Origin of the sequence: Methylocystis parvus, from assembly GCF_049675845.1 — a bacterium.
GTDB classification, from domain to species: Bacteria; Pseudomonadota; Alphaproteobacteria; order Rhizobiales; family Beijerinckiaceae; genus Methylocystis; species Methylocystis parvus_A.
In genome coordinates this window covers 3,633,431-3,652,307 of record NZ_CP187161.1, presented here as the reverse complement: position 1 = coordinate 3,652,307, position 18,877 = coordinate 3,633,431, and the positions used below count along the sequence as shown (strand labels likewise).

The following is an 18,877-nucleotide window of genomic DNA, read 5'->3' as shown; positions in this document are numbered from 1 at the left end:
TCGTCTCACAAAAGGAGAAACAGCATGTCAGCTCTCGACAATCTCACCGCAGCCTTCAACGACGTGCGCACGACCGTGTCCGCGGCCGTCGAACGCATCCAATATCTCGCCCACGACCTCGCTTATGCGCGTGCGGAAGCCGCGGACGCGGCGGCCGTCGAGCAGATCGCGGCCGAGCTTCACGCCACCGCAGATCAGCTCAGAGCGGCGCTCGCCGCGTCCGGCGAGACGCAGCCGCACGCCTGATTATTGTGAAGGAGACTTATATGACCGGGTACCGCACCTATCTCGCCGCCGCGCTTGTCGCAATTTTTGGCGTAATCGCCTCGACCGACTGGTTCGCCTTTCTCGATGATCCGAAAGCCGGGGCCGTGGCCATCGGGTCCGCGGTCCTCATGGCCCTCATGCGAGCCGTAACCACGACGCCCCCGGGCGGGATCGCCGCCCTTTTGCGCTATTCCCGCTAGATTTGCGAAAGCCTCCGAAGGCCGTCATGATCGGGCGTGGACACGGCCCTTGCGTTCATTTCGCGTTCAGGGCGTGAATTGGAGTGTTGCAGAGGAGAAAATATGCCGGCCGCCTGCTTTACGACTCGCTGCGCCCTGGCCGCCGCCGCGTTTGCGGCGGCGCTCGGCTGCGCGCGCGCGGAAGAGGCGGCCGAGCGGACGGCCGAGCATGCGCCGGGGCGACGCCAGTGCTTCTCCACCGATCAGACTCGCGAGAAGATCGAGGCGCACAAGCTCACCGATCCCTTCCTCTGCATGCGCGCCGCCGCGCGCGAGCATGGCGGCGAAGCGCTGGGGGCGCGGCTCTGCCGGCTCGACGATTTCTTCATCTACGAGATCAGCGTGCTGCGGCCGGACGGCAGGATCGCCAGGGTTTTGTTCGATGCGGCGACGGGCAAGCCGCATTCTGGCCGCAAGGATAATTAAGAGACGTGAGCTGCGTTTCACGTGGGAGGGGACGGTGCGGCTGCTCGTCGTGGAAGACGATAAGGATTTGAACCGGCAGATCACTGAGGCGCTGGAGCAATCCGGCTATGCGGTGGATCGCGCCTTCGATGGTGAGGAAGGCCAATTTCTTGGCGACACCGAGGCCTATGACGCCGTCGTGCTGGATATCGGCCTGCCGAAGAAAGACGGCATCACCGTGCTGGAGGAATGGCGCGCCAATAGCCGCGTCATGCCCGTCCTGATCCTCACCGCGCGGGACCGCTGGAGCGAGAAGGTGCAGGGCTTTGACGCGGGCGCCGACGATTACGTATCGAAACCCTTCCATATGGAGGAGGTGCTCGCGCGCATTCGCGCGCTGCTGCGCCGCGCGGCGGGGCATGCGACGAATGAAATCGTGTGCGGCCCGGTGCGGCTCGACACCAAGGCGGGCCGCGTCGTCGTCGACGGCGCGCCGGTGAAACTGACCTCGCATGAATATCGGCTGCTCGCCTATCTCATGCATCACAGCGGCCGCGTCGTCTCGCGCAGCGAGATCATCGAGCATATTTACGATCAGGATTTCGACCGCGACTCGAATACAATCGAAGTGTTTGTCGGCCGCCTACGCAAGAAACTCGGCGTCGAACTTATCCAGACCGTTCGCGGCCTGGGCTACATGGCTTCTCCACCCCTGGAGGAGAACGGCGGGAAGCCCTAGCGTCATGCGCCTGCCGAGCCTTTCGAAACGGTCCATCGCGACGCGCCTTTTTCTCACGGCCGCGGCGCTGAGCTCGGTGGTGCTTCTCCTCGCCAGCGTCTTTTTCACCGCCTATTACCGCCAGGAAGCGGAGGAGATATTCGAGCGGCGTCTCGACGTCTATCTTCGCGCCATCGTCGCTGACGTCTCCGAATCGGGTCAGGAAGGCCGCACCGGTCCCGGCCAGCTGGGCGACCCGCAATTCGAGCTTCCCGGCTCCGGCTGGTATTGGCAGATCACGCGGATGGACGACGCCGCGCATGAGATAAAGGCGTCTCGTTCGCTCTTCGCCGAACGTCTTCCCAAGCTTTCGGATCTCGGCGTGCCGGCTGAAGTCGGCGGTTCGCGGCGCGGCTACGCACTGGGGCCGGACGGGCGCCGGCTTCGCATCGTGGAGCGCGTGATCGACGCGGGCGACACGGGCATCTATCTCGTGCAGGTCGCGGCCAGCAGCGAAGAAATGGAAGAGCAAATCGCGCGCTTCCGCTTCGAGCTCATCGTCGCCTTCGCGGCGCTCGCCATCGCGCTCGCCATCGTCGCCGCCTTTCAGGTGCGCTTCGGCCTGCGTCCGCTCCGGCAGTTACAGAGAGAACTCGTCCTGATCCGGCGCGGCGAGCGCGAGCGCATCGCCGATTCATATCCAAGCGAAATCGCGCCTCTCGCCGACGAACTGAACCTGCTCATCGGCGCCAATCGCGATATTCTGGAACGTGCGCGCACGCAGGTCGGCAATCTCGCCCATGCGCTGAAGACCCCCTTGAGCGTCATGGTGAACGAAGCCGACGCTGCGCCTTCACAGCTCGCGGACAAGGTGAGCGAACAGGCGCGCATCATGCGCGACCAGATTGCCTTCTATCTCGATCGGGCGCGGGCGGCGGCGCGCGGCGGCGCGCTGGGCGCGGCGACGCCGGTCGCGCCTTGCGTCGAGGCGCTGCTGCGCGCCTTTACGAAAATCTATAGCGGCCGCGGCGTCGCTTTCGCGAGCGAGATCGGGCAGGACGCGCGCTTTCTCGGCGAGCGGCAGGACCTCGAGGAGATGATCGGCAATCTCCTCGACAATGCCGGCAAATGGGCGAATGCGCAGGTGTCGATCGCCGTGTGGGTCGAATCGGGGAGCGGCGGCGCGGGACGCAGCGCGCTGATCGTCGTCATCGACGACGACGGTCCCGGCCTCGCGTCGCATTTGCGCGCGCAGGCGACCGAACGCGGGCGCAGACTCGATGAAACCAAGCCCGGCTCAGGACTTGGACTTTCCATCGTCGTCGACCTGGCTGCGGCTTACGGCGGCGCGCTGGAGCTCGACGACAGTCCCGCCGGCGGCCTGCGCGCAACGCTTCGCCTGCCGGGATTTTGACAGCCGCGCTTCGATCCTGCATGAGGAGCAAAATCGGGACTTGCGGAAAATGGATTTGTCGACGATGCGCGCGAAGGCGACCTTGACGATGAGCCTCCTCTTCATGGCTTTCGGAGCCAGCGGCTGCAGTTCGACATCCGAGCCGCCGACCGTGGCTGCAACCCCGGTCGTCGCGGCGCCGGCTCCGCCCGCGCCCGGCGTCATCGGCGCCGCCATCGGCCAGTCCCTCACCGAAAAAGACCGCGCCGTCGCGATAGCCGCGCAGCAGGAGGCCGTCTCCTCAGGCGCACGCAAGAGCTGGCGCGGGGAGAAGGGCGCTTACGGTTTCGTGATCCCCGGCGCCGAGAACGGCGCATGCCGTGACTATACCCACAAGGTGTTCGTCAACGGCCGCCCACAGGAAGCAAAGGGCCAGGCCTGCCGCCAGAACGGCGAATGGCGCGTGACTGGCTGATCGCCGAGCGCATGTAGCGGGGTAGATTCTCGATGCGGTTGATCATCGCCTCCGCGCTGCTCGTGATTGTCCTCGCCATTGGCGCCTTCATGCTTTTCGTAGCGCGGGAGGAAGCGCCCGAGACTTTGATCCAGGCGGAACTCGCGGGCGTGAAATTCTCCTACGCCCGAGCCTATGCGCGCGACGATGCGACCGGCGCCGGCGGGCTCTCCGACCATCTCGCCTTCATCGTTTCTTTTCCGAAATTCGCGCCGCTCGCGGCCAAGGACCGCGCCGCCGCGCCTGCCGTCGCAATCACCTTGACGCCCAAGGAAGAAGGGCTCAATCCGAGCGAGCGGCCAGCCAAACTTTATGCGCGCTTTTTGACGCCCGAGACCCTGGAAGGCCCGGGCGGACTCGTCCTGCGACATTTCGAGCAGGGATCGCCTTACGACTCGGAAGAGCTGCTTATCGCGCCGCCCGATGGGCGGACCTTTTTCGCGCGCTGCCCGAAGCCCGACGCAGCCGCGCCGGGCGAGGCGTGCATTTCAGTTTTTCGAGAAGGCGCGCTGGACGTCGAACTGCGTTATCCGCCCGCGCTGCTTGAGCATTGGGACGCGCTCTCTGACGGTGCGCATGCTCTGCTCGCCAGGATGACGGCGCGCCGCAAAAAGCGCTGATCACTCTTCTTCGAGATCGAAATCCAGAATGGCGATCTGCAGCGTGAAGCTGGAGAGCTTTGCGTCATCGGCGGAAATGACGCCGAGAAATTCGCCGTCCGTGTTCAGCTCGACGGAATCGACCTTCTTGCCGCGCGCGACGATGGTGAGCTTGTCGTTCTCAAAAAGCTTGCGCAGGTAGGACTGCAGCACCTCGCGCCCGACCGGAATCTTCATCTCGAAAGCGAAGGAGCGGTCACCATCCTCGTCGTCGACCGAAATGGAGGCGATCTTGCGCTCGCCGAGTTGGACAGCGGCGTTCTCGGTATTTTTCGGATCGAGCGAGACGCGAATGTCCTCGTTGCCGAACGAGCGGCGCAGGAACGCCTGCAACTGTCGCAACTCGCCTTTTTCCACGCCCGCCTCCGACATATGCGTCACTTTGAAAGTCCTGTGACACGAAGCGGCGCCCCGGGCAAGATGGGTTCGGGACAAAAAGAAACGTCCGGCGAATCGTTTCGCCGGACGCTCGCAAACGATAGGCAGAGGAGCTTATTCGCCGGCTTCCTTGAGGCGCTTGTTGCAGGCGCTCCAGTACTTCGGCCAGGTCAGCTTCTTATCGGCCTTGACGAGCTCCGCCTTCTTCTCTTTCCACTCCGCGGCGCACTTCTTCTGGCGGCTCTGGGTGGCGGCCTTCGTGTCGGCGGCGGGCTTCGCGGCTTCGGCCGGCTTGGCGGCTTCGGCGGGCTTGGCGGCTTCGGCGGGCTTGGCGGCCTCGGCGGCGGGAGCCGGAGCCGGTTCGGCCGGCTTCGCGGCTTCGGCCGGCTTGGCCGGCTCTGCGGGCTTGGCGGCTTCAGCCGCCGGAGCGGCTTCGGCGGGCTTCGTCTCGGCGAGGCTCGCGCGGCAATCCTTCAAAAAATCCTGCCAGCTCTGGCCGGCGAGTTCATTGGCCGCCTTCTTGGCCTGATAACGAGATCCGCATTCCTTCAGCACATTGGCCTGGGCGAAGGCTTCGCCCGAAACGGCCACGCCGAGGCCCATGGCTAGGAGGCCTACCGCAGCGCGGGAAACAACGAGACGGATCACCATATAAATCTCCCTTATGGAAGCCGCTTGGAACTTCGGCAGCGGACTTTCGACGGCGCAATAAGCACAGTACGCGCCAATAATGGCTGCGACGACATATCTGCGGCGGCGCAACGATAGTCCCAACGTGGTTGTGAACGCAATCTGAACGCGCGATAAGGCGCGAGCTTCATCGCCGCACCCCCAACCAGGGAGAATCGCCGCTTGCCGCCCGCCCGCGAACAACCCAAAAGCTGGGGGGACTGCGTTGTCGAGCACGCGGACGGACTTGCCCGCTGCCCCTGGCCGGGAAGCGACCCACTTTATGTCGCCTATCACGACGAGGAATGGGGGCGGCCCGAGCGGGACTCGCGGGCGCTTTTCGAGAAGTTGGTTCTCGACGGGTTCCAGGCTGGCCTCTCCTGGATCACGATTTTGCGCAAGCGCGAGGCCTTCCGCGCCGCCTTCGCCGGGTTCGACCCGTCGGCGATCGCGCGTTTCGACGAGCGCCGCGTGCACGAATTGATGCAAAACGACGGCATCGTGCGCAATCGCGCCAAAATCGAAGGCGCCGTCCTTTCCGCGCGCGCCTGGCTCGACATCGAGGCGGCTGAGGGCTTCTCCGATTACCTCTGGGGCTTCGTCGACGGCGCTCCCATCGACAACCGGCCGAGGCGGATCGCCGAGATCCCGACGCAGACCGCCGTTTCCGAACGCCTCTCCAAGGACTTGAAAGCCAGAGGCTTCAAATTCTGCGGCCCGACCATCGTCTACGCCTTCATGCAGGCGGTCGGCATGGTGAACGATCATCTGGCTGACTGCCATGTGCGGGCGAAGGCTTAAGATGGCCGACGCCTTCGCCGACAAACCCGCCGCAAAGAAGCGCGGCGCGAGGGACGCGGCCCCGCGGGCCTGGCAGAGGATGCTCTCCGGCCGCCGCCTCGACCTTCTCGATCCCTCCCCGCTCGATATAGAGATAGAAGACATCGCCCACGGCCTCGCCCGGGTCGCGCGCTGGAACGGCCAGACCGTCGGGCCGCATATCTTCTCCGTCGCGCAGCATAGTCTGCTTGTGGAAAAGATCGCCGCGGAGATGGAGCCTTCGATCGGCCGGGCCGAGCGGCTGTTCATGCTGCTGCACGACGCGCCGGAATATGTCATCGGCGACATGATCTCGCCCTTCAAGGCGGTGATCGGGGACGCCTACAAATCGGTGGAAAACCGCATTCTCGGGGCGATCCTGCTGCGTTTCTCCCTGCCGGCGACGCCCGCGCCCGCCATGGTCAAGCTCGCCAAGCAGGCCGACCGGGCGTCCGCTTTTTTCGAGGCGGTGGCGCTTGCCGGCTTTACACGGAGCGAGGCGGAGCGCATCTTCGGCCGTCCTGCGATCTCGCCGCAGGCGCTGACGGACGCGCTCGCGCCCGCCCCGGTGGAGGAGACGCAGGCGCGGTTCCTGTCCCGCTTTCACGAGATCGACCGCTTGTAACGGAAGTCCAAGAGGGTTCAGATGTCGAACGGGCGACTTTACGTCTGTTCCATGACGAAGGTGGTCGATACGGTGCGGGCGAGCGGCGCGCGCTCGCTCGTCACGATTCTGACCGCCGGCGCCTCGCTGGTGCGTCCCTGCGAAATCGCCCGCGAACGCCATTTGCGCATTGCGGTCTCCGACATCGTCGCCCCGACGGATGGCCATATCCTCCCCGGCGAGGAGCACATCGACCGACTTCTCGCCTTCATCGAGGAATGGGATCAGGCGGATCCCCTGGTCATTCATTGCTACGCCGGGGTGAGCCGCTCTCCGGCCGCCGCCTATGTCGCCGCCTGCGCCCTCGCGCCGCATCGCTGCGAGTTTGAAGTGGCGCAGGAGCTGCGCCGCATCTCGCCGACCGCGACGCCGAACCGCCGCCTTGTCGCTCTCGCCGACAGGCGCATGGGACGCGAGGGCCGCATGGTCGCCGCCATCGCCGCCATCGGCCGTGGAGCCGACTGCTTCGAGGGGGCGCCTTTCGCGCTCGAACTGACCTGACCGCGACGCTCGCGGCGCCTGACAGCCCGACGCTTTCGCCCCCGGTCGAGATCGGTCTGACCGCGGCGATCGTCGCCGTCCGCGACGACGAGCCGCTGATCCTGACGACGCGCGCGGACGAGGCCGGCGCCGTCGCCGCCCTGCCCTCCGGCCCCTTCGATCCCATCCGCCATCGGACCTTCGAGATCGGCCTGCGCGCCTGGGTCTCGGAGCAAACGGGCGCCCCGCTCGGCTATGTCGAACAGCTTTATACATTCGGCGACCGGGGCCGCCACGCCCGCGCCGGCGACCGGGATCCGCATGTCGTCTCCGTCGGCTATCTGGCCTTGACCCGCATTGGCGACGACAGCCAGCGGCCGGCCATCGGCTCCTGGCGGAGCTGGCACGATTTCTTCCCCTGGGAGGACTGGCGCGACGGCCGGCCAGACGTCATTGAGACGACGATCGCGCCGGGGCTCTCCGCCTGGGTTGCGGAGGCGCCGAACGCCGTGTCCTCCGCGGGCCTGTCGCGGCGGCAGCGCGTCGACGTCCTTTTCGGCGCACGCGGCTTCAACGAGGAAAACGTCCTCGAGCGCTACGAGCTTCTCTATGAGGCGGGCCTTCTGGAGGAGGCGTTGCGCGACGGCCGCGAGGCGGCGGCGAAGCGCCCCCGGCTCGATCCGCTCGGTGTCCCGATGCGGCACGACCACCGCCGGATTCTCGCCACGGCGATGGGGCGGCTTCGGGCGAAAATGAAGTATCGCCCTGTCATCTTCGAGCTGATGCCCGCGGCTTTCACCCTCACCGAACTACAACGGACAGTTGAAGCGATTGCGGGACGCCATCTCCACAAGCAGAATTTCCGGCGATTGGTCGAAACTTCTGCAATTGTGGAGCCCACGGGTGAAATGTCGTTAAGGACAGGCGGACGTCCCGCCGCCCTTTTCCATTTTCGCCGCAATGTTCTGCAAGAACGACCTTCGCCGGGCCTGCGCGTGGGCATAAAGAGCTGATGGCTCTTTGCAATTTGTTCACTATGTCATGGTGAACATTTCCTCCACAGCGTCGCGTCCGTGAAGCGTAGAGGTGCGTTTTGGGCTATCTTTCGCCGCCGCCGGCTCCGGCGCCCGTCATCGTCTATAAGGACGTCGGCGGGCTCGTCACCGATTATGAAGCCGCGACCGAACAATATCGCCGCGAAAATCGCGAGGTTCGGCTCCACGAGTGCCGCTCGGCCTGCACGCTCGCCCTGAGCTTGCCCAATGTCTGCGTCTATCCCGACGCGCAGGTGAAATTCCACAAGGCCTACAACGCCATCACGAGGGAAGCGGACGAGGGCATCTCCTCCAAGCTTTTCGCCTCCTACCCTGCCGCCGTACAGGCGCGGCTCGGTTATCTGACGCGCGAATATCGGGTCTTGAGCGGGCGCGAGCTGATTGCGCTGGGCATGCGGAATTGCGAGGGCGACAATCCGGTCCTCATCGCGAACCGCAGGCAGCGGCAGGCGCCGACGGCGGTCGCGAGCGCGAACCCGCCGCCGAGCGCCGGCGGCTCGGGCTCGTGGACGGATATCGCCTCGAGAGTCCAGACCGCTGTCGCCAGCGCCTTCGCGACGCCCCAGGGGCCGGCGAGCGGCTCGGTCCGGGTCGCCGTCGCGGACCGCTCGCGCGTGACGTCCGACGCCGTCGCGCGCTCGGAGCCGATGACAGGCTTGCCCAAGCCGGCGCTGGCCGATATCCCGCTGCCGCCGCGCCGCCCGCCTTCCGAAGCCTTCACCGCCAAGGACACGACGGTCGGAATGGCCATGATTTCAGGCTCCCAGCCCATCCTCAGCGCCAAGTTCCTGCGCGTCGAAACGCGCTGAAGCGGGCAGGACCGCCCCGGGGCAAGTCCCCGGGCTATTTTTCGCCACGATGTTACCCTAACCGTCAAGGCGTGAGGGGAGAGTCCAGGCTGGCGGGCCAGCCTCTGGAGGTTTGTAGGCATTAACCTGTCGCAGACGGCTCGCTTCCTCCGCCGACACGTCGGCTGAAGCCGCAAGATTTCGAGCCTTCCGAACCAAGGGAGGCGTCCCGCAGCGGGTTCTCCGCCGGCGCGCGGGACCAGGGATGGAGCACAGCCTTGAGTTCGTCGTATAAGGCGGGCTCAACGCCAGACGGGGAAGCGACCCTCTTGACGACGCCTCGCGACAGCGACCAACGCAAATCGGCCTCGCCGCTCTCGCTCGCACTGGGCTTTTTCGTCGTCGGTTTCGCGTTTCTGACGCCAAGCATCACCGAAACCGCCGTGGCGAACGGCGACACGCGGACGATCTATCTCCATCACGCCCATACAGGCGAGGACATCGCCGCCACCTATCTCGTCAACGGGCAGTATGACAGCCGCGTGCTGCAGCAGCTGAACTGGTTCCTCCGCGACTGGCGCCGCGACGAGCCGACCAATATGGACCCGCGCCTCTTCGACGTCGTGTGGGAAGCCTACCGCTCGGCCGGCGCCGGCAATCAGGTCGTCAACGTCGTCTCCGCCTATCGTTCGCCCGAGACGAACGCCATGCTCCGCGCCCGTTCGCGCGCCGTCGCCAAATATTCCCAGCACATGCTCGGCAAGGCGATGGACACGACCATGCCCGGCATGCCGATGTCCAACATCCGCGAAATCGGGATGCGCATGCAGCGCGGCGGCGTCGGCTATTATCCGAACGCCAACACCCCCTTCGTGCATCTCGACGTCGGCAATGTGCGATCCTGGCCGCGCATGAGCTACGATCAGCTTGTCCGGCTCTTCCCCGACGGGAAAACCGTCCACCTCCCGACCAACGGCCAGCCGCTGCCCGGATATGAAGAGGCCCGCGCCGAGATCGAGGCGCGCGGCAACGGCGCCTATGTCACCGCGCCGCGTCGGACATTCGGCGGCTTCTTCGCGTCCCTCTTCGGCATGGGCGGCGGCGAGGACGAAGACGCAGAGATTGCCGCCCCGCCGCCGAGCACCCGCAAGCAGTGGGCGGCGCTCGCGCCGCGTAACGCCCGCAACGCCCAGGCCGATTACGAGGGCGGCGGCGAGGAAGGCGGCGCTGTCGAGCAGCAGACGAGCCGGCGCGGCCGCAACCAGATCGCCCGCGCCGAGGCGGATCTCCCCCGCGGCGAGACCGCCATGACAGCCACAGGCGCCGTCGCCGTTGCGCCGCCGTCGGCCCGCGGGCCCCAGACCGCCGCGCCGCCCGTGGACGAAGGCGCGGAGGCTCCGCAAGAAGAGACGAAGCGGCCGAAATACGCCCGCGTGCCCCTGCCCCCGCCAGGCCGCCCCGCCTCGATCGACAAGCCGACGCCGCTTGAGGAGATGCCGTCCGAGGTCGCCAGCGTCGAGCCCGCCGGCGCCCAGGATTTGCGCTCCTCCGCCGACGCCCAGGAGAACGTCGTCGAAGAGCCGACCGAACGCCGTCGCTTCGTCAACGCGCCGACCCCGCCCCGCCGTCCCTCGAGACTGATCGCCTCGGTCCCGGCGGAGCCAGACGCGCCGGCGCCAAGCGAACGCCCGGCCAACGCCTCCCACGCCATCGCCCATATTGTCGATGCGCCAGAAGAGCAGCGGAACAAGGACGAGGATGCTCTCGCCTACGCCCCGCGCGGCGTTCGGACCGCCGCCCCGAGGCCCGACGACGATGGGAAGATCGCGCAGAAGGCCGCTCTCGTCCCGGCGCGGCTCGACCGTTCGAATTTCAGCACCCTGACCGCCGCGACGCCAGCGGCGCGCGCCTCCGCACGCTCCGTTCTGGGCGCCCCGATCACCGCGGTCCGTTCCGCGGCCCGCGCTGGCGAGTCCAGCGTGCTGTTGCCGCCCGCACGCCCCGCGAGTCTCGCGGGCTTCGCAGCCCCGGCCGCCGCCCCGTCTGTGGATAAATTCGCGCCAGGCGGCCCGCGCGCCAAGGCGAAAAGCGACGAGAAGAAATAAGCGCGTTCGACAGCGGCAGCGAGCTTGCTTAAAAGGCAGCGGTCAACTTGGCAGGCGACTCGTTGTTTATAAATAAACAAACGACGATAGCAGCCGCCGACGAAACCCGTTGTTCGAGCGCCTGGAGAAGGCGGCTCTTAGACAAAGTCGAATGTTATGCCTCGTCCCCGATGCAAGCGCCGCGAGGCGGCGCTCGCCAAGCTCGCCGCCTTCAAGGACGCCCAACCGCATGACCCGGTTCCGGCCTCCCTCCTGACCTATGTCGACGATCTCGGCGTCCGCCGATACACGGTCTCGGGTCACGACACCCGGAAATCCAGCCAACGCGCCTCCGAGAGATATTCCGCCTTCATGACGCGGGCGCGCCGCAACGAAATTCGGCTTCAGCTCGCGCTGAACGCCGCGAAGCTGATTTGCTTCGAGTGGGATATCGTCGAAGACAGGGTGCAGCGCTTCGATGCGGAGAAGCTCGACCTTTCTCCTGCGCACGGACCGTTCAACAGTTTCGAGGCCGTTCTGGACGCGGTCCATCATGACGACCGGGAGAGATTTCGAATCGATATCGAGGAGGCGTTGGCGGATCCCGAAGGGCGCTTCGAGAGCGAGATCCGGGTGATCAACTCCGACGGATCGACCGCTTGGTACAGCGAGCGCGGGCAGGTGGAGCGCGATCCGGAAGGCAGGCCCATGCGCCTGATCGGCGTCGCGGTGGATGTGACGGCGCAAAAACGCGCCATGCCGGCGTCGCGGCAGCGAAAGAGCGAGCTGACCTGAAGCGCGCCCGCTCGTGCAGGGCTTTGGAACGGAATTTCGGCCCCTGACGTTGGGGCGCTCTGCCTAGAACGAAGTCGTCGGCGCGCTGGAATGGTGGGGGAAGTAGGACTCGAACCTACGAAGGCTTAGCCAGCGGATTTACAGTCCTACGCCGTCGCTTCATAGCTGATTGTATTTAAAAGATTTTTATCGGTGCAGAGGTATTCAGTGTTGCGTTTTTGTTGCATCCGACTTTGCTAACCAAGAAGCTTCCGCTCCGCATCTGCCAGCTCTGCCGCATCATCTCCCCGAGGGAACAGATGTCCATATCTGTCGGCGGTGATCGTGATTGAGCTATGCCCCATCAGGACCTGAACGGCTTTGAGCGGCATTTCACGCCCCCCGTCCCGTGTTCTATTAATGAGCCAGCTTGCAAAGAAATGTCTCAGCGAATGAAGCCCATACTTGGGAGCGCCATCACCATTAACTATGGCGGCCGTCATCAAAGCGGGATTCAGGATGTGGCGCACGATATTCGAATGATGTTGGACAAGGCCGGAGGGAGAAGGAAATACCAGCGTCCCCGCGCTTATCGGGCAAACCAGCTTCCAAGCTTTTAGACGCTTCAATACTCCTGGGGGTACCGGTATCTTTCGATTGCCGGCTTTTGATTTTGGCGGCCCAATTTTGCAATACCGGTCTGCACGTTGGCGGATATGAATCTCGCCAAACTTCAAGTCAATGTCGGACCAACGCAAACCGCGAAGCTCAGAGGCTCTCAGGCCGCAAAAGATCGCGACCAGCAGGATTGGCTCTTGATCGGACGGAATGAGTTCAAGCAAGCGTTTTATTTCGTCGCGGCTGGGGATATCGCGCCCTATCTCAAGCCTATCCCTTCCACGCTCTTCCCCTGCCCTTCTCGCACGCGCAAGCTCACGAACCGGGTTTGCGCCAAAAACTTTTCCGCTTTCCTTCGCGTGGGCGAGGAGCGAACCAAGGGAAGTCAAGATTTTGCGGATCAGAGCGGGAGATCTAGGGTGTCCCAGCGGGCCAAGCGTAGCATCGCCAGACCTCAGGACCTCTCGGAAATCAACGACCATCGGCGTCGTAAGCTTAGAGAGCTTCACGCAACCAATTACGGGATTGATATGAAGGTCCACATGTTGCCGATACTGCGCCAACGTCGCGCGTTCTAGACCATTTGCTTCGCGGTCACTCAACCAAAGGGCCGCTGCCTGGGCGACCGTCGGCGACTGGCTTTCTGAGGTATGGACTCCGGCACGCACCTCCACCTTCGCTTGCGCCAAAAATGCGTCAGCATCCTTCTTTCGAGCGAACAGCTTCTGATGGCGCTTGCCACCTTGATCCCGATAATCAGCGAGCCAGCCCTCACGCTCCTCGCCCTCTTTTGTTTTCCACCTACGCTTGCGAACCGACACCACTATCCTCCCTCGGCAGACGGCCGAGCCACAGCAACGTCCCTCAGGTGAGGATTTTAGTCATCTTTGAGCTCTTCCAAGGCGGCGTCGAGTTCTTTTTTGAGTTTCGTCAGGTTTATTAGCGAAACCCTGCGACCGAATTCCACTTCTATTTTTGTTGCGGATACTTGAGAAGCAGAGAAGCAGTCTGTTCTTATAGTCCCGAAGAGACCATCATCACTATAAAACCAGTTAGACATAATGTTTGGATAGAAAGCCCAGTATATATCTTCCGTAAGCCGCGACGCCTTTTCAAATTCTGCGATAATTGCATAGCCAGACGCCCTTACGAATCTCTCAATTATCGTCGGATCAATGCCAAACTGGGACAACTCTAGGCAAAACGTCCAGATAAGAACGTGCTCCATTTCGTAGGAAATCTTCCTCCCACGCCCTGGAGATGACGGAACAATGCCAAGCCTTTGAAAGTGCTTGATACGCCCACGAAAAGCGCCGAGTGCGCGACTATCGACCCCGTGCAGCTTGGCCAAGGCCGCTTCAACTTGACCGTATGTAAACAAGGTCCCGCCTCCTCGGCTTGTTCCTCCGAGATATAGGCCGGCGGAAATAAATCGCAAGTGTACGCTTGCCATGGTACTCTTTGGCCTTAATTGTAATTGTAACCTTACGATTACTAGGCAGCAGACATGTTCAAGCTACAAGCGGAACCGCCGCAGCCGGCTACCCTAAAGGACGATCTGCTCCGAGGGGCCAAGGAAATCGCCGACTTTCTGGGAGTGTCGGAGCGGCAGGGTTTTCACCTGTGCGCGACCGGCCAGCTGCCGGGCGTATTCAAGCTTGGCCGTATTTGGCACGCGCGTCGTTCGACGTTGATTGAGGAGCTGCGCCGCCGCGAGCAAGGAGGCGCGTAACCAGTGTTCTCCTACTGCCACGCTCCGCCCGAAACTTTCGCCGTCGGAACTGAGACGATGAAGGCGAGGAACGGCTATGATGGATAAATACAAATCCCACTGGGCGGCGGACCTGTTCCCACTGCTTGAAGGGGAAGCGTTCTCCGCGCTCGTCGAAGATATTCGCGACAAGGGCTTGCGCGAGCCGATAATCCGCACAGCGGATGGCGACAGGGGCTGGGTCATCCTTGATGGCCGCAATCGCCTTCGCGCCTGCGAGGCGGCGGGCGTGGACCCATACTTCGAGGAATATGAAGGCGACGATCCGCTTGGCTTCGTGCTCTCGGCGAACCTTCACCGCCGACACCTTAACGAGAGCCAGCGCGCCTTGGCTGCGGCGAAGCTGCAAAACTGCGCAAATTTGCGCAAAAAAATTTCACAAGAGGAAGCTGCGAAGATGTTCAACGTCTCGCGACGCCTCGTCACCGACGCCGCGAAGATTTTGAAACACGGCACATCCAAAATAACGGCTGAAATCGAGTCGGGCAGAATGGCTGTCTCCTGGGCAGTAACGCTGATAAAGGATCCTGCCCGGAGCGCCTGCAATTATGCAAAGAAAGCGTCGGAACCGGCTGCGCATGGGACGGCGCGTAGGGCCGCTGCGAAGCCCGCTGACGACGCCGAGCCCGCCGAAGGGCCGGAGCAAGGCGATGCGTCCGCCGACGCCGCTGACAAGCCCCTAGAGCCCGCCGACGAGCCGGTCGCCAAGCCCGCCACCAAGCAGAAAAAACTGAAAGCGCAGCCCAAGAAGGCCCAAGGCAAGCGTGACGAAGAAGCTTACGAGCGCCAACTAGACAACAGCGCCAATCATGGCGACGCCGACGCGCTTCGCGCCGAACTCACCCGCGCCAACGCTGAAGTTGCCCGCGTCAACCATCAGCTCGAATTGTATCGGGATGACGGGATTGTCCTCGATCCCAAAGCCGACGCCGCGACAATCGCCGAGACGATCCGCGCCGGGCTTGGCGACGCCAAGGCGCGCGCTGTCGCCGACGCGATAGCCAGCCCAGAAAGGGACGCGGCCTAATGCGCTCCCCCACCGATCCGCGCGACCTGCTCGTTGACGACGGTCCCGCGGGGAAAGTTCAATATACCCGCGATGGGTTTGGCGCGCCCCGCGATAGCCGCGAGCCCGCGTTCGGTTACGACGGCGACGCCAACGGCGCGAGTGAAACCCTCACGGCCATCGAACTTGTGCGCGTCACCAAGGACGCCGGCCCGTTAACGAAACGCATCAGCCTCGGCGCTGACGGCAAGCTGGTCAGCGACTCGAGCCAGTGTCAAATGGCGCGTGGCGATATGGAGCGCCTGCGGCTCCCCGATTGGAGAGAGTTCGCCAAGCTTTTGGACCAGACCCCGCGCAATGTCGCGTATAGCCTTGGCCGATTGCACGACGACATTGCCGACAGCGTTCGGATCGTTCTCCTCGGGGAGGAAACCGCCGAGCTGAGCAAAGGCGCGCCGCGCAGCGCGAAGACGATCTCCTACAGGCCGGGGTTGCCGGGCCTTGTGTTGCTGGACTTCGACACGAAGGGAATGCCCGCCGCCGTCAAGGATAGGCTCAACGCGCTCGGCGGCTTCCTTGGCGCTCTCGACCACATCTGCCCTGGCCTAACTGCCGCAGGCTACATCCGCCGCCTGTCAACAAGCAGCGGGATATACCGCACGGACACTGGCGAGCGGTTCGAGAAGGCCGGGGCGCACGTTTACGCGCTGGTCGCGGACGGCCGCGACGCCAAGCGCTTCCTGTACGCGCTGCACGACCGGGCTTGGATCGCTGGACTGGGTTGGCATATCGTCGCCAGGAATGGCGCACTGTTGGAACGGTCGATTGTTGACCGCTCCGTTTGCGCTGGCGAGCGACTCAATTTTGAAGCCACGCCCGATCTAGCGCCGCCGCTAGCGCAGCAACGGCCATTGCCGGACGTTCATGACGGCGCGCCTTTCGACACAAAGCTGTGTCTCGACCTGACGCCCGACGAAAAACGGGCGCGGCAAATGGCGGTTGACGCCTCTAAAGAGGCGCTTGCGCCGCAGACGGAAGAGACGCGCCGACAGTTTGAAGCCAACCGAGTTGAGGAACTGGTCAAACGCGGCGTCAGCCGGGAACAGGCGGAAGAGACGGCGCGGAACTGGGCGGAGGGCGTTCTAATGCCCGACGCCATCCTTGATTTTCGCAACCATGGGCTGGGCGAGCCGAGCGTGCGGGAAGTGCTCGGCGATCCCGCGCGCTATGAGGGCAAATGGTTCGCCGACCCTATCGAGGGCGCTTCCTACAGCCGGTCAAATGCGATCGTGCGGCGGGCAAGGAATGGCGTCTTCATTCTATCCTTCGCCCACGGTCTGGAGCGGCGCTATGAGCTTCGCGGCGACAAAGACCTTGACGACGCGACGATCCTCTTACGCATCGACGAACTGCATCAAAAAACTGAAAGTCTCGAGAAGCGGAGCCCTGAATACAAGGCGCTGCGGAACGAAGCCATCGCCTTGTTTGCAAGAACGTCGCACGACTACCAGGGCGACCCGAATGAGCGAAAGCATTTTTGCTATCGCTGGAGCCTGGACGCCGGAGCGTTAAGGGAATGTCTGAAAGAGGAAAGCGCCAAGCATCGCCGGCATGAAAAGACGCGGGACAGGGACGAGAGGAAGCGCGAGAGGGAAGAGGAAAAAAGCGCCGCAGACCGCCAGGTCGCCGAGCTGAACCGGTATCATTTCTTTGTTCTGGAAGGCGGTAAGGCGTTCGTCTTTCAGGAACGATTCGACCCGGTTCTCAAGCGGAAATTCTACGCGCACATAAGGCCGAGGGACTTTGAAACCGCCTATATGAACCAGCGCGTCTCAATCGAGACGGGCCGGGGGCAAACTGTAGTCGGCTTCGGACGCTATTGGCTCGAAAGCGCTGACCGTCGGCAATATCTCGGCGGGGTCACATTCGACCCAGGCAAGCGGCATAAGCCGGACCAGTTCAATCTTTGGGAAGGGTTTGGCGTCGAACCGAAGAAAGGGGGCTGGAAGCGGTTCAGGACGCATCTCTATAAGGTCGTCTGCCGTCGGAATAAGAAGTGCTTCAAGTACCTGATTCGCTGGCTGGCCAACGCCGTGCAGCACCCCGAAAGGCAGGGTGAGGTCGTTGTCGTCATGCGTGGCGACGAAGGTGTGGGAAAGGGCTTCCTGGGGCGCGCCATGGCGTTCCTCTTCGGACGACACGGGATGCAGATTAGCAGCGCCAAACATCTTGTCGGAAATTTCAACGCGCACCTGCAAGATTGCTGCATGCTGTTCGCCGATGAAGCGTTTTTCGCCGGGGACAAGCAACATATCGGCGTCCTCAACGCTATCGTCACTGAAAGGACTCTCACGATTGAGGGCAAAGGCAAAGACGCCGTGCAGAGCCCGAACTTTGTCCATCTGATCATGGCAAGTAACAATGATTGGGTCGTTCCGGCGTCGAAAGGCGCTCGCCGTTATTTCGTTCTCGACGTGTCGAGCGAGCATAAGGATGACACGACACATTTCGGCGCGATCCAGAAGGAATTGGACGGCGGCGGCTATGAGGCCATGCTGTATGACTTGCAACGCGTGAACCTTGCGACCTTCGACGTTCGCAAATTCCCGAGCACGGACGCCCTGCAAGATCAGAAGATACAGTCGCTGAAAACCGAGGAAATATGGCTTTATCGAGTCCTTTACCAAGGATACGTGCAAGCGTCGGCTTTTGGCTTGAGCGAAATGGAGCAGTGGCACGAGGCGGTCACGACCGATTTTCTGTTCGCGGCCTATGAGCGTTACGCCAAGGATCAGGGCGACCGGCACAGGCTCGCGCCGAACCGGTTCGGGGAGTTTCTTCGCGCCATGGGCTTCACGAGAGTGACGCAATCGCGCGCGGCCTTCGGCGGCGAACACGGCAAAGGGCTGGAGGCGCGCACTCGTTACAATCCCAATCGCAAGCACGCCTATCGGTTTGGGGCATTAGCCGACGCGCGGGAGACCTTCGCCAAGGCGACAGGGTTTGCGTTGGAATGGCCGGAAGACGCGACGTTTGACGGGATAGACGAAATTCCTCCCATGTGAGGCTTCCGGCAAGCTGTCGCCCGTGCGCTTAGCGGGAGGGTTAAAACGCAGGCTATGTAACTCCGACTTTTACATTATGCGGCCGATCTGCACAGGTAAACCCGTGTGGGCGAGACGTTTGCTAGTGTTACGCAACGCATAGAAAAACCAATGGTTTTGGATGGCTACACGGGTGTCACAGGCAGAGTCGAAATTCTTTCTATGCGCGCAAAAACGGGATCGGCTCGGTCTTTCACCTTCGTATACGCGCGACCCTCTTTTGCCTGTGTATCCTGTGTATCTCCCTACTCCCTTAGAAGAGTAAGGGATTGCGCGTCACAAGTAGCCCTTGGCCGGCCTGTGGCACCTGTGTCGGCAACTTATGTCGCGCTTCTTGATACGCCGCATGGCAGGCTGCTGGGGGAATGCCGCTCGCCAGAGATCGTGAAACTCAAGAGTTTCGAGACAGGCGTAAAAGGAAAAGGCCGCCCATGTAGACGGCCTTTTCGCATTCCACAATGGGCCTTATGCC

The 18,877-nt window shown here is 63.1% G+C and carries 21 protein-coding genes; 17 read left to right on the top strand and 4 right to left on the bottom strand.

The genetic code is table 11. The features are described from left to right. Positions 1 to 24 precede the first annotated feature (24 nt). The 7 genes from ACPFMJ_RS18875 to ACPFMJ_RS18845 all read left to right on the top strand — a co-directional run bounded on the left by ACPFMJ_RS18875 (position 25) and on the right by ACPFMJ_RS18845 (position 4,156). Positions 25 to 246: a hypothetical protein gene (locus ACPFMJ_RS18875; protein ID WP_424361431.1), complete on the top strand. Its 222-nt coding sequence runs from the start codon at positions 25 to 27 to the stop codon at positions 244 to 246. Positions 247 to 266: 20 nt separating this feature from the next. Further along, the gene (locus ACPFMJ_RS18870; RefSeq protein WP_424361430.1) at positions 267 to 467 is read left to right on the top strand and encodes a hypothetical protein; all 201 of its coding nucleotides are present in this window, start codon (positions 267 to 269) and stop codon (positions 465 to 467) included. Between the two features lie 102 nt (positions 468 to 569). Next, positions 570 to 932 (top strand): PepSY domain-containing protein, encoded by a 363-nt coding sequence (locus ACPFMJ_RS18865; RefSeq protein WP_424361429.1) that lies wholly within the window; start codon positions 570 to 572, stop codon positions 930 to 932. A gap of 34 nt (positions 933 to 966) precedes the next feature. After that, entirely contained in the window at positions 967 to 1,650 is a 684-nt protein-coding gene (locus tag ACPFMJ_RS18860) for a response regulator transcription factor (RefSeq protein WP_424361428.1), read from the top strand. 4 nt (positions 1,651 to 1,654) lie between these two features. Beyond that, positions 1,655 to 3,043, top strand: coding sequence for an ATP-binding protein (locus tag ACPFMJ_RS18855; protein ID WP_424361427.1), 1,389 nt, complete (start codon positions 1,655 to 1,657; stop codon positions 3,041 to 3,043). A 49-nt stretch (positions 3,044 to 3,092) separates the two neighbouring features. Then, positions 3,093 to 3,497, top strand: a complete 405-nt coding sequence (locus tag ACPFMJ_RS18850) for a hypothetical protein (RefSeq protein ID WP_424361426.1) — start codon at positions 3,093 to 3,095, stop codon at positions 3,495 to 3,497. 32 nt (positions 3,498 to 3,529) lie between these two features. Next, on the top strand, positions 3,530 to 4,156 hold the full coding sequence (locus tag ACPFMJ_RS18845; protein WP_424361425.1) for a hypothetical protein: 627 nt from the start codon (positions 3,530 to 3,532) through the stop codon (positions 4,154 to 4,156). On the opposite strand, the gene ACPFMJ_RS18840 is transcribed toward ACPFMJ_RS18845, so the two are convergent. After that, positions 4,157 to 4,552, bottom strand: coding sequence for a DUF3126 family protein (locus ACPFMJ_RS18840; RefSeq protein ID WP_424363916.1), 396 nt, complete (start codon positions 4,550 to 4,552; stop codon positions 4,157 to 4,159). Between the two features lie 135 nt (positions 4,553 to 4,687). Beyond that, positions 4,688 to 5,224 (bottom strand): hypothetical protein, encoded by a 537-nt coding sequence (locus tag ACPFMJ_RS18835; protein ID WP_424361424.1) that lies wholly within the window; start codon positions 5,222 to 5,224, stop codon positions 4,688 to 4,690. A 201-nt stretch (positions 5,225 to 5,425) separates the two neighbouring features. Between ACPFMJ_RS18835 and ACPFMJ_RS18830 the strand changes: the two genes are divergently transcribed. From ACPFMJ_RS18830 to ACPFMJ_RS18800, 7 genes are all read left to right on the top strand, one after another. Then, complete coding sequence (locus tag ACPFMJ_RS18830; RefSeq protein WP_424361423.1) at positions 5,426 to 6,043, top strand: DNA-3-methyladenine glycosylase I; 618 nt, start codon at positions 5,426 to 5,428, stop codon at positions 6,041 to 6,043. A 1-nt stretch (position 6,044) separates the two neighbouring features. Then, a complete protein-coding gene (locus ACPFMJ_RS18825; protein ID WP_424361422.1) occupies positions 6,045 to 6,686 on the top strand; it encodes a hydrolase in 642 nt (213 codons plus the stop codon). Positions 6,687 to 6,707: 21 nt separating this feature from the next. Beyond that, positions 6,708 to 7,226, top strand: coding sequence for a tyrosine phosphatase family protein (locus ACPFMJ_RS18820; RefSeq protein WP_424361421.1), 519 nt, complete (start codon positions 6,708 to 6,710; stop codon positions 7,224 to 7,226). Further along, positions 7,223 to 8,218, top strand: coding sequence for an NUDIX hydrolase (locus ACPFMJ_RS18815; protein ID WP_424363915.1), 996 nt, complete (start codon positions 7,223 to 7,225; stop codon positions 8,216 to 8,218). Before ACPFMJ_RS18820 ends, ACPFMJ_RS18815 begins: the two co-directional genes overlap by 4 nt. An 80-nt stretch (positions 8,219 to 8,298) precedes the next feature. Further along, positions 8,299 to 9,069: a hypothetical protein gene (locus tag ACPFMJ_RS18810; protein ID WP_424361420.1), complete on the top strand. Its 771-nt coding sequence runs from the start codon at positions 8,299 to 8,301 to the stop codon at positions 9,067 to 9,069. 308 nt (positions 9,070 to 9,377) lie between these two features. After that, positions 9,378 to 11,153 (top strand): DUF882 domain-containing protein, encoded by a 1,776-nt coding sequence (locus tag ACPFMJ_RS18805; protein ID WP_424361419.1) that lies wholly within the window; start codon positions 9,378 to 9,380, stop codon positions 11,151 to 11,153. Between the two features lie 156 nt (positions 11,154 to 11,309). After that, the gene (locus tag ACPFMJ_RS18800) at positions 11,310 to 11,927 is read left to right on the top strand and encodes a PAS domain-containing protein (RefSeq protein ID WP_424361418.1); all 618 of its coding nucleotides are present in this window, start codon (positions 11,310 to 11,312) and stop codon (positions 11,925 to 11,927) included. Between the two features lie 236 nt (positions 11,928 to 12,163). On the opposite strand, the gene ACPFMJ_RS18795 is transcribed toward ACPFMJ_RS18800, so the two are convergent. Next, complete coding sequence (locus ACPFMJ_RS18795) at positions 12,164 to 13,345, bottom strand: tyrosine-type recombinase/integrase (RefSeq protein ID WP_424361417.1); 1,182 nt, start codon at positions 13,343 to 13,345, stop codon at positions 12,164 to 12,166. A gap of 56 nt (positions 13,346 to 13,401) precedes the next feature. Continuing rightward, positions 13,402 to 13,905, bottom strand: coding sequence for a hypothetical protein (locus ACPFMJ_RS18790; protein WP_424361416.1), 504 nt, complete (start codon positions 13,903 to 13,905; stop codon positions 13,402 to 13,404). A gap of 126 nt (positions 13,906 to 14,031) precedes the next feature. On the opposite strand from ACPFMJ_RS18790, the gene ACPFMJ_RS18785 reads away from it, so the two are divergent. From ACPFMJ_RS18785 to ACPFMJ_RS18775, 3 genes are all read left to right on the top strand, one after another. Further along, positions 14,032 to 14,256, top strand: coding sequence for a hypothetical protein (locus tag ACPFMJ_RS18785; RefSeq protein ID WP_424361415.1), 225 nt, complete (start codon positions 14,032 to 14,034; stop codon positions 14,254 to 14,256). Positions 14,257 to 14,332: 76 nt separating this feature from the next. Then, a complete protein-coding gene (locus ACPFMJ_RS18780) occupies positions 14,333 to 15,322 on the top strand; it encodes a ParB/RepB/Spo0J family partition protein (RefSeq protein WP_424361414.1) in 990 nt (329 codons plus the stop codon). Further along, positions 15,322 to 18,366 carry a primase-helicase family protein gene (locus ACPFMJ_RS18775; protein WP_424361413.1) on the top strand — a complete coding sequence of 1,015 codons (3,045 nt, stop codon included), beginning with the start codon at positions 15,322 to 15,324 and terminating at the stop codon, positions 18,364 to 18,366. The genes ACPFMJ_RS18780 and ACPFMJ_RS18775 overlap by 1 nt, the downstream gene beginning before the upstream one ends. Positions 18,367 to 18,877 lie beyond the last annotated feature (511 nt).

Excerpts from the sequence above, each read along its gene's own strand:
- ACPFMJ_RS18865 (WP_424361429.1), top strand. The coding sequence starts at position 570 with ATGCCGGCCGCCTGCTTTACGACTCGCTGCGCCCTGGCCGCCGCCGCG.
- ACPFMJ_RS18775 (WP_424361413.1), top strand. The coding sequence starts at position 15,322 with ATGCGCTCCCCCACCGATCCGCGCGACCTGCTCGTTGACGACGGTCCC.
- ACPFMJ_RS18785 (WP_424361415.1), top strand. The coding sequence starts at position 14,032 with ATGTTCAAGCTACAAGCGGAACCGCCGCAGCCGGCTACCCTAAAGGAC.
- ACPFMJ_RS18835 (WP_424361424.1), bottom strand. The coding sequence starts at position 5,224 with ATGGTGATCCGTCTCGTTGTTTCCCGCGCTGCGGTAGGCCTCCTAGCC.
- ACPFMJ_RS18820 (WP_424361421.1), top strand. The coding sequence starts at position 6,708 with ATGTCGAACGGGCGACTTTACGTCTGTTCCATGACGAAGGTGGTCGAT.
- ACPFMJ_RS18780 (WP_424361414.1), top strand. The coding sequence starts at position 14,333 with ATGATGGATAAATACAAATCCCACTGGGCGGCGGACCTGTTCCCACTG.
- ACPFMJ_RS18870 (WP_424361430.1), top strand. The coding sequence starts at position 267 with ATGACCGGGTACCGCACCTATCTCGCCGCCGCGCTTGTCGCAATTTTT.
- ACPFMJ_RS18855 (WP_424361427.1), top strand. The coding sequence starts at position 1,655 with ATGCGCCTGCCGAGCCTTTCGAAACGGTCCATCGCGACGCGCCTTTTT.
- ACPFMJ_RS18800 (WP_424361418.1), top strand. The coding sequence starts at position 11,310 with ATGCCTCGTCCCCGATGCAAGCGCCGCGAGGCGGCGCTCGCCAAGCTC.
- ACPFMJ_RS18850 (WP_424361426.1), top strand. The coding sequence starts at position 3,093 with ATGGATTTGTCGACGATGCGCGCGAAGGCGACCTTGACGATGAGCCTC.
- ACPFMJ_RS18845 (WP_424361425.1), top strand. The coding sequence starts at position 3,530 with ATGCGGTTGATCATCGCCTCCGCGCTGCTCGTGATTGTCCTCGCCATT.
- ACPFMJ_RS18825 (WP_424361422.1), top strand. The coding sequence starts at position 6,045 with ATGGCCGACGCCTTCGCCGACAAACCCGCCGCAAAGAAGCGCGGCGCG.
- ACPFMJ_RS18875 (WP_424361431.1), top strand. The coding sequence starts at position 25 with ATGTCAGCTCTCGACAATCTCACCGCAGCCTTCAACGACGTGCGCACG.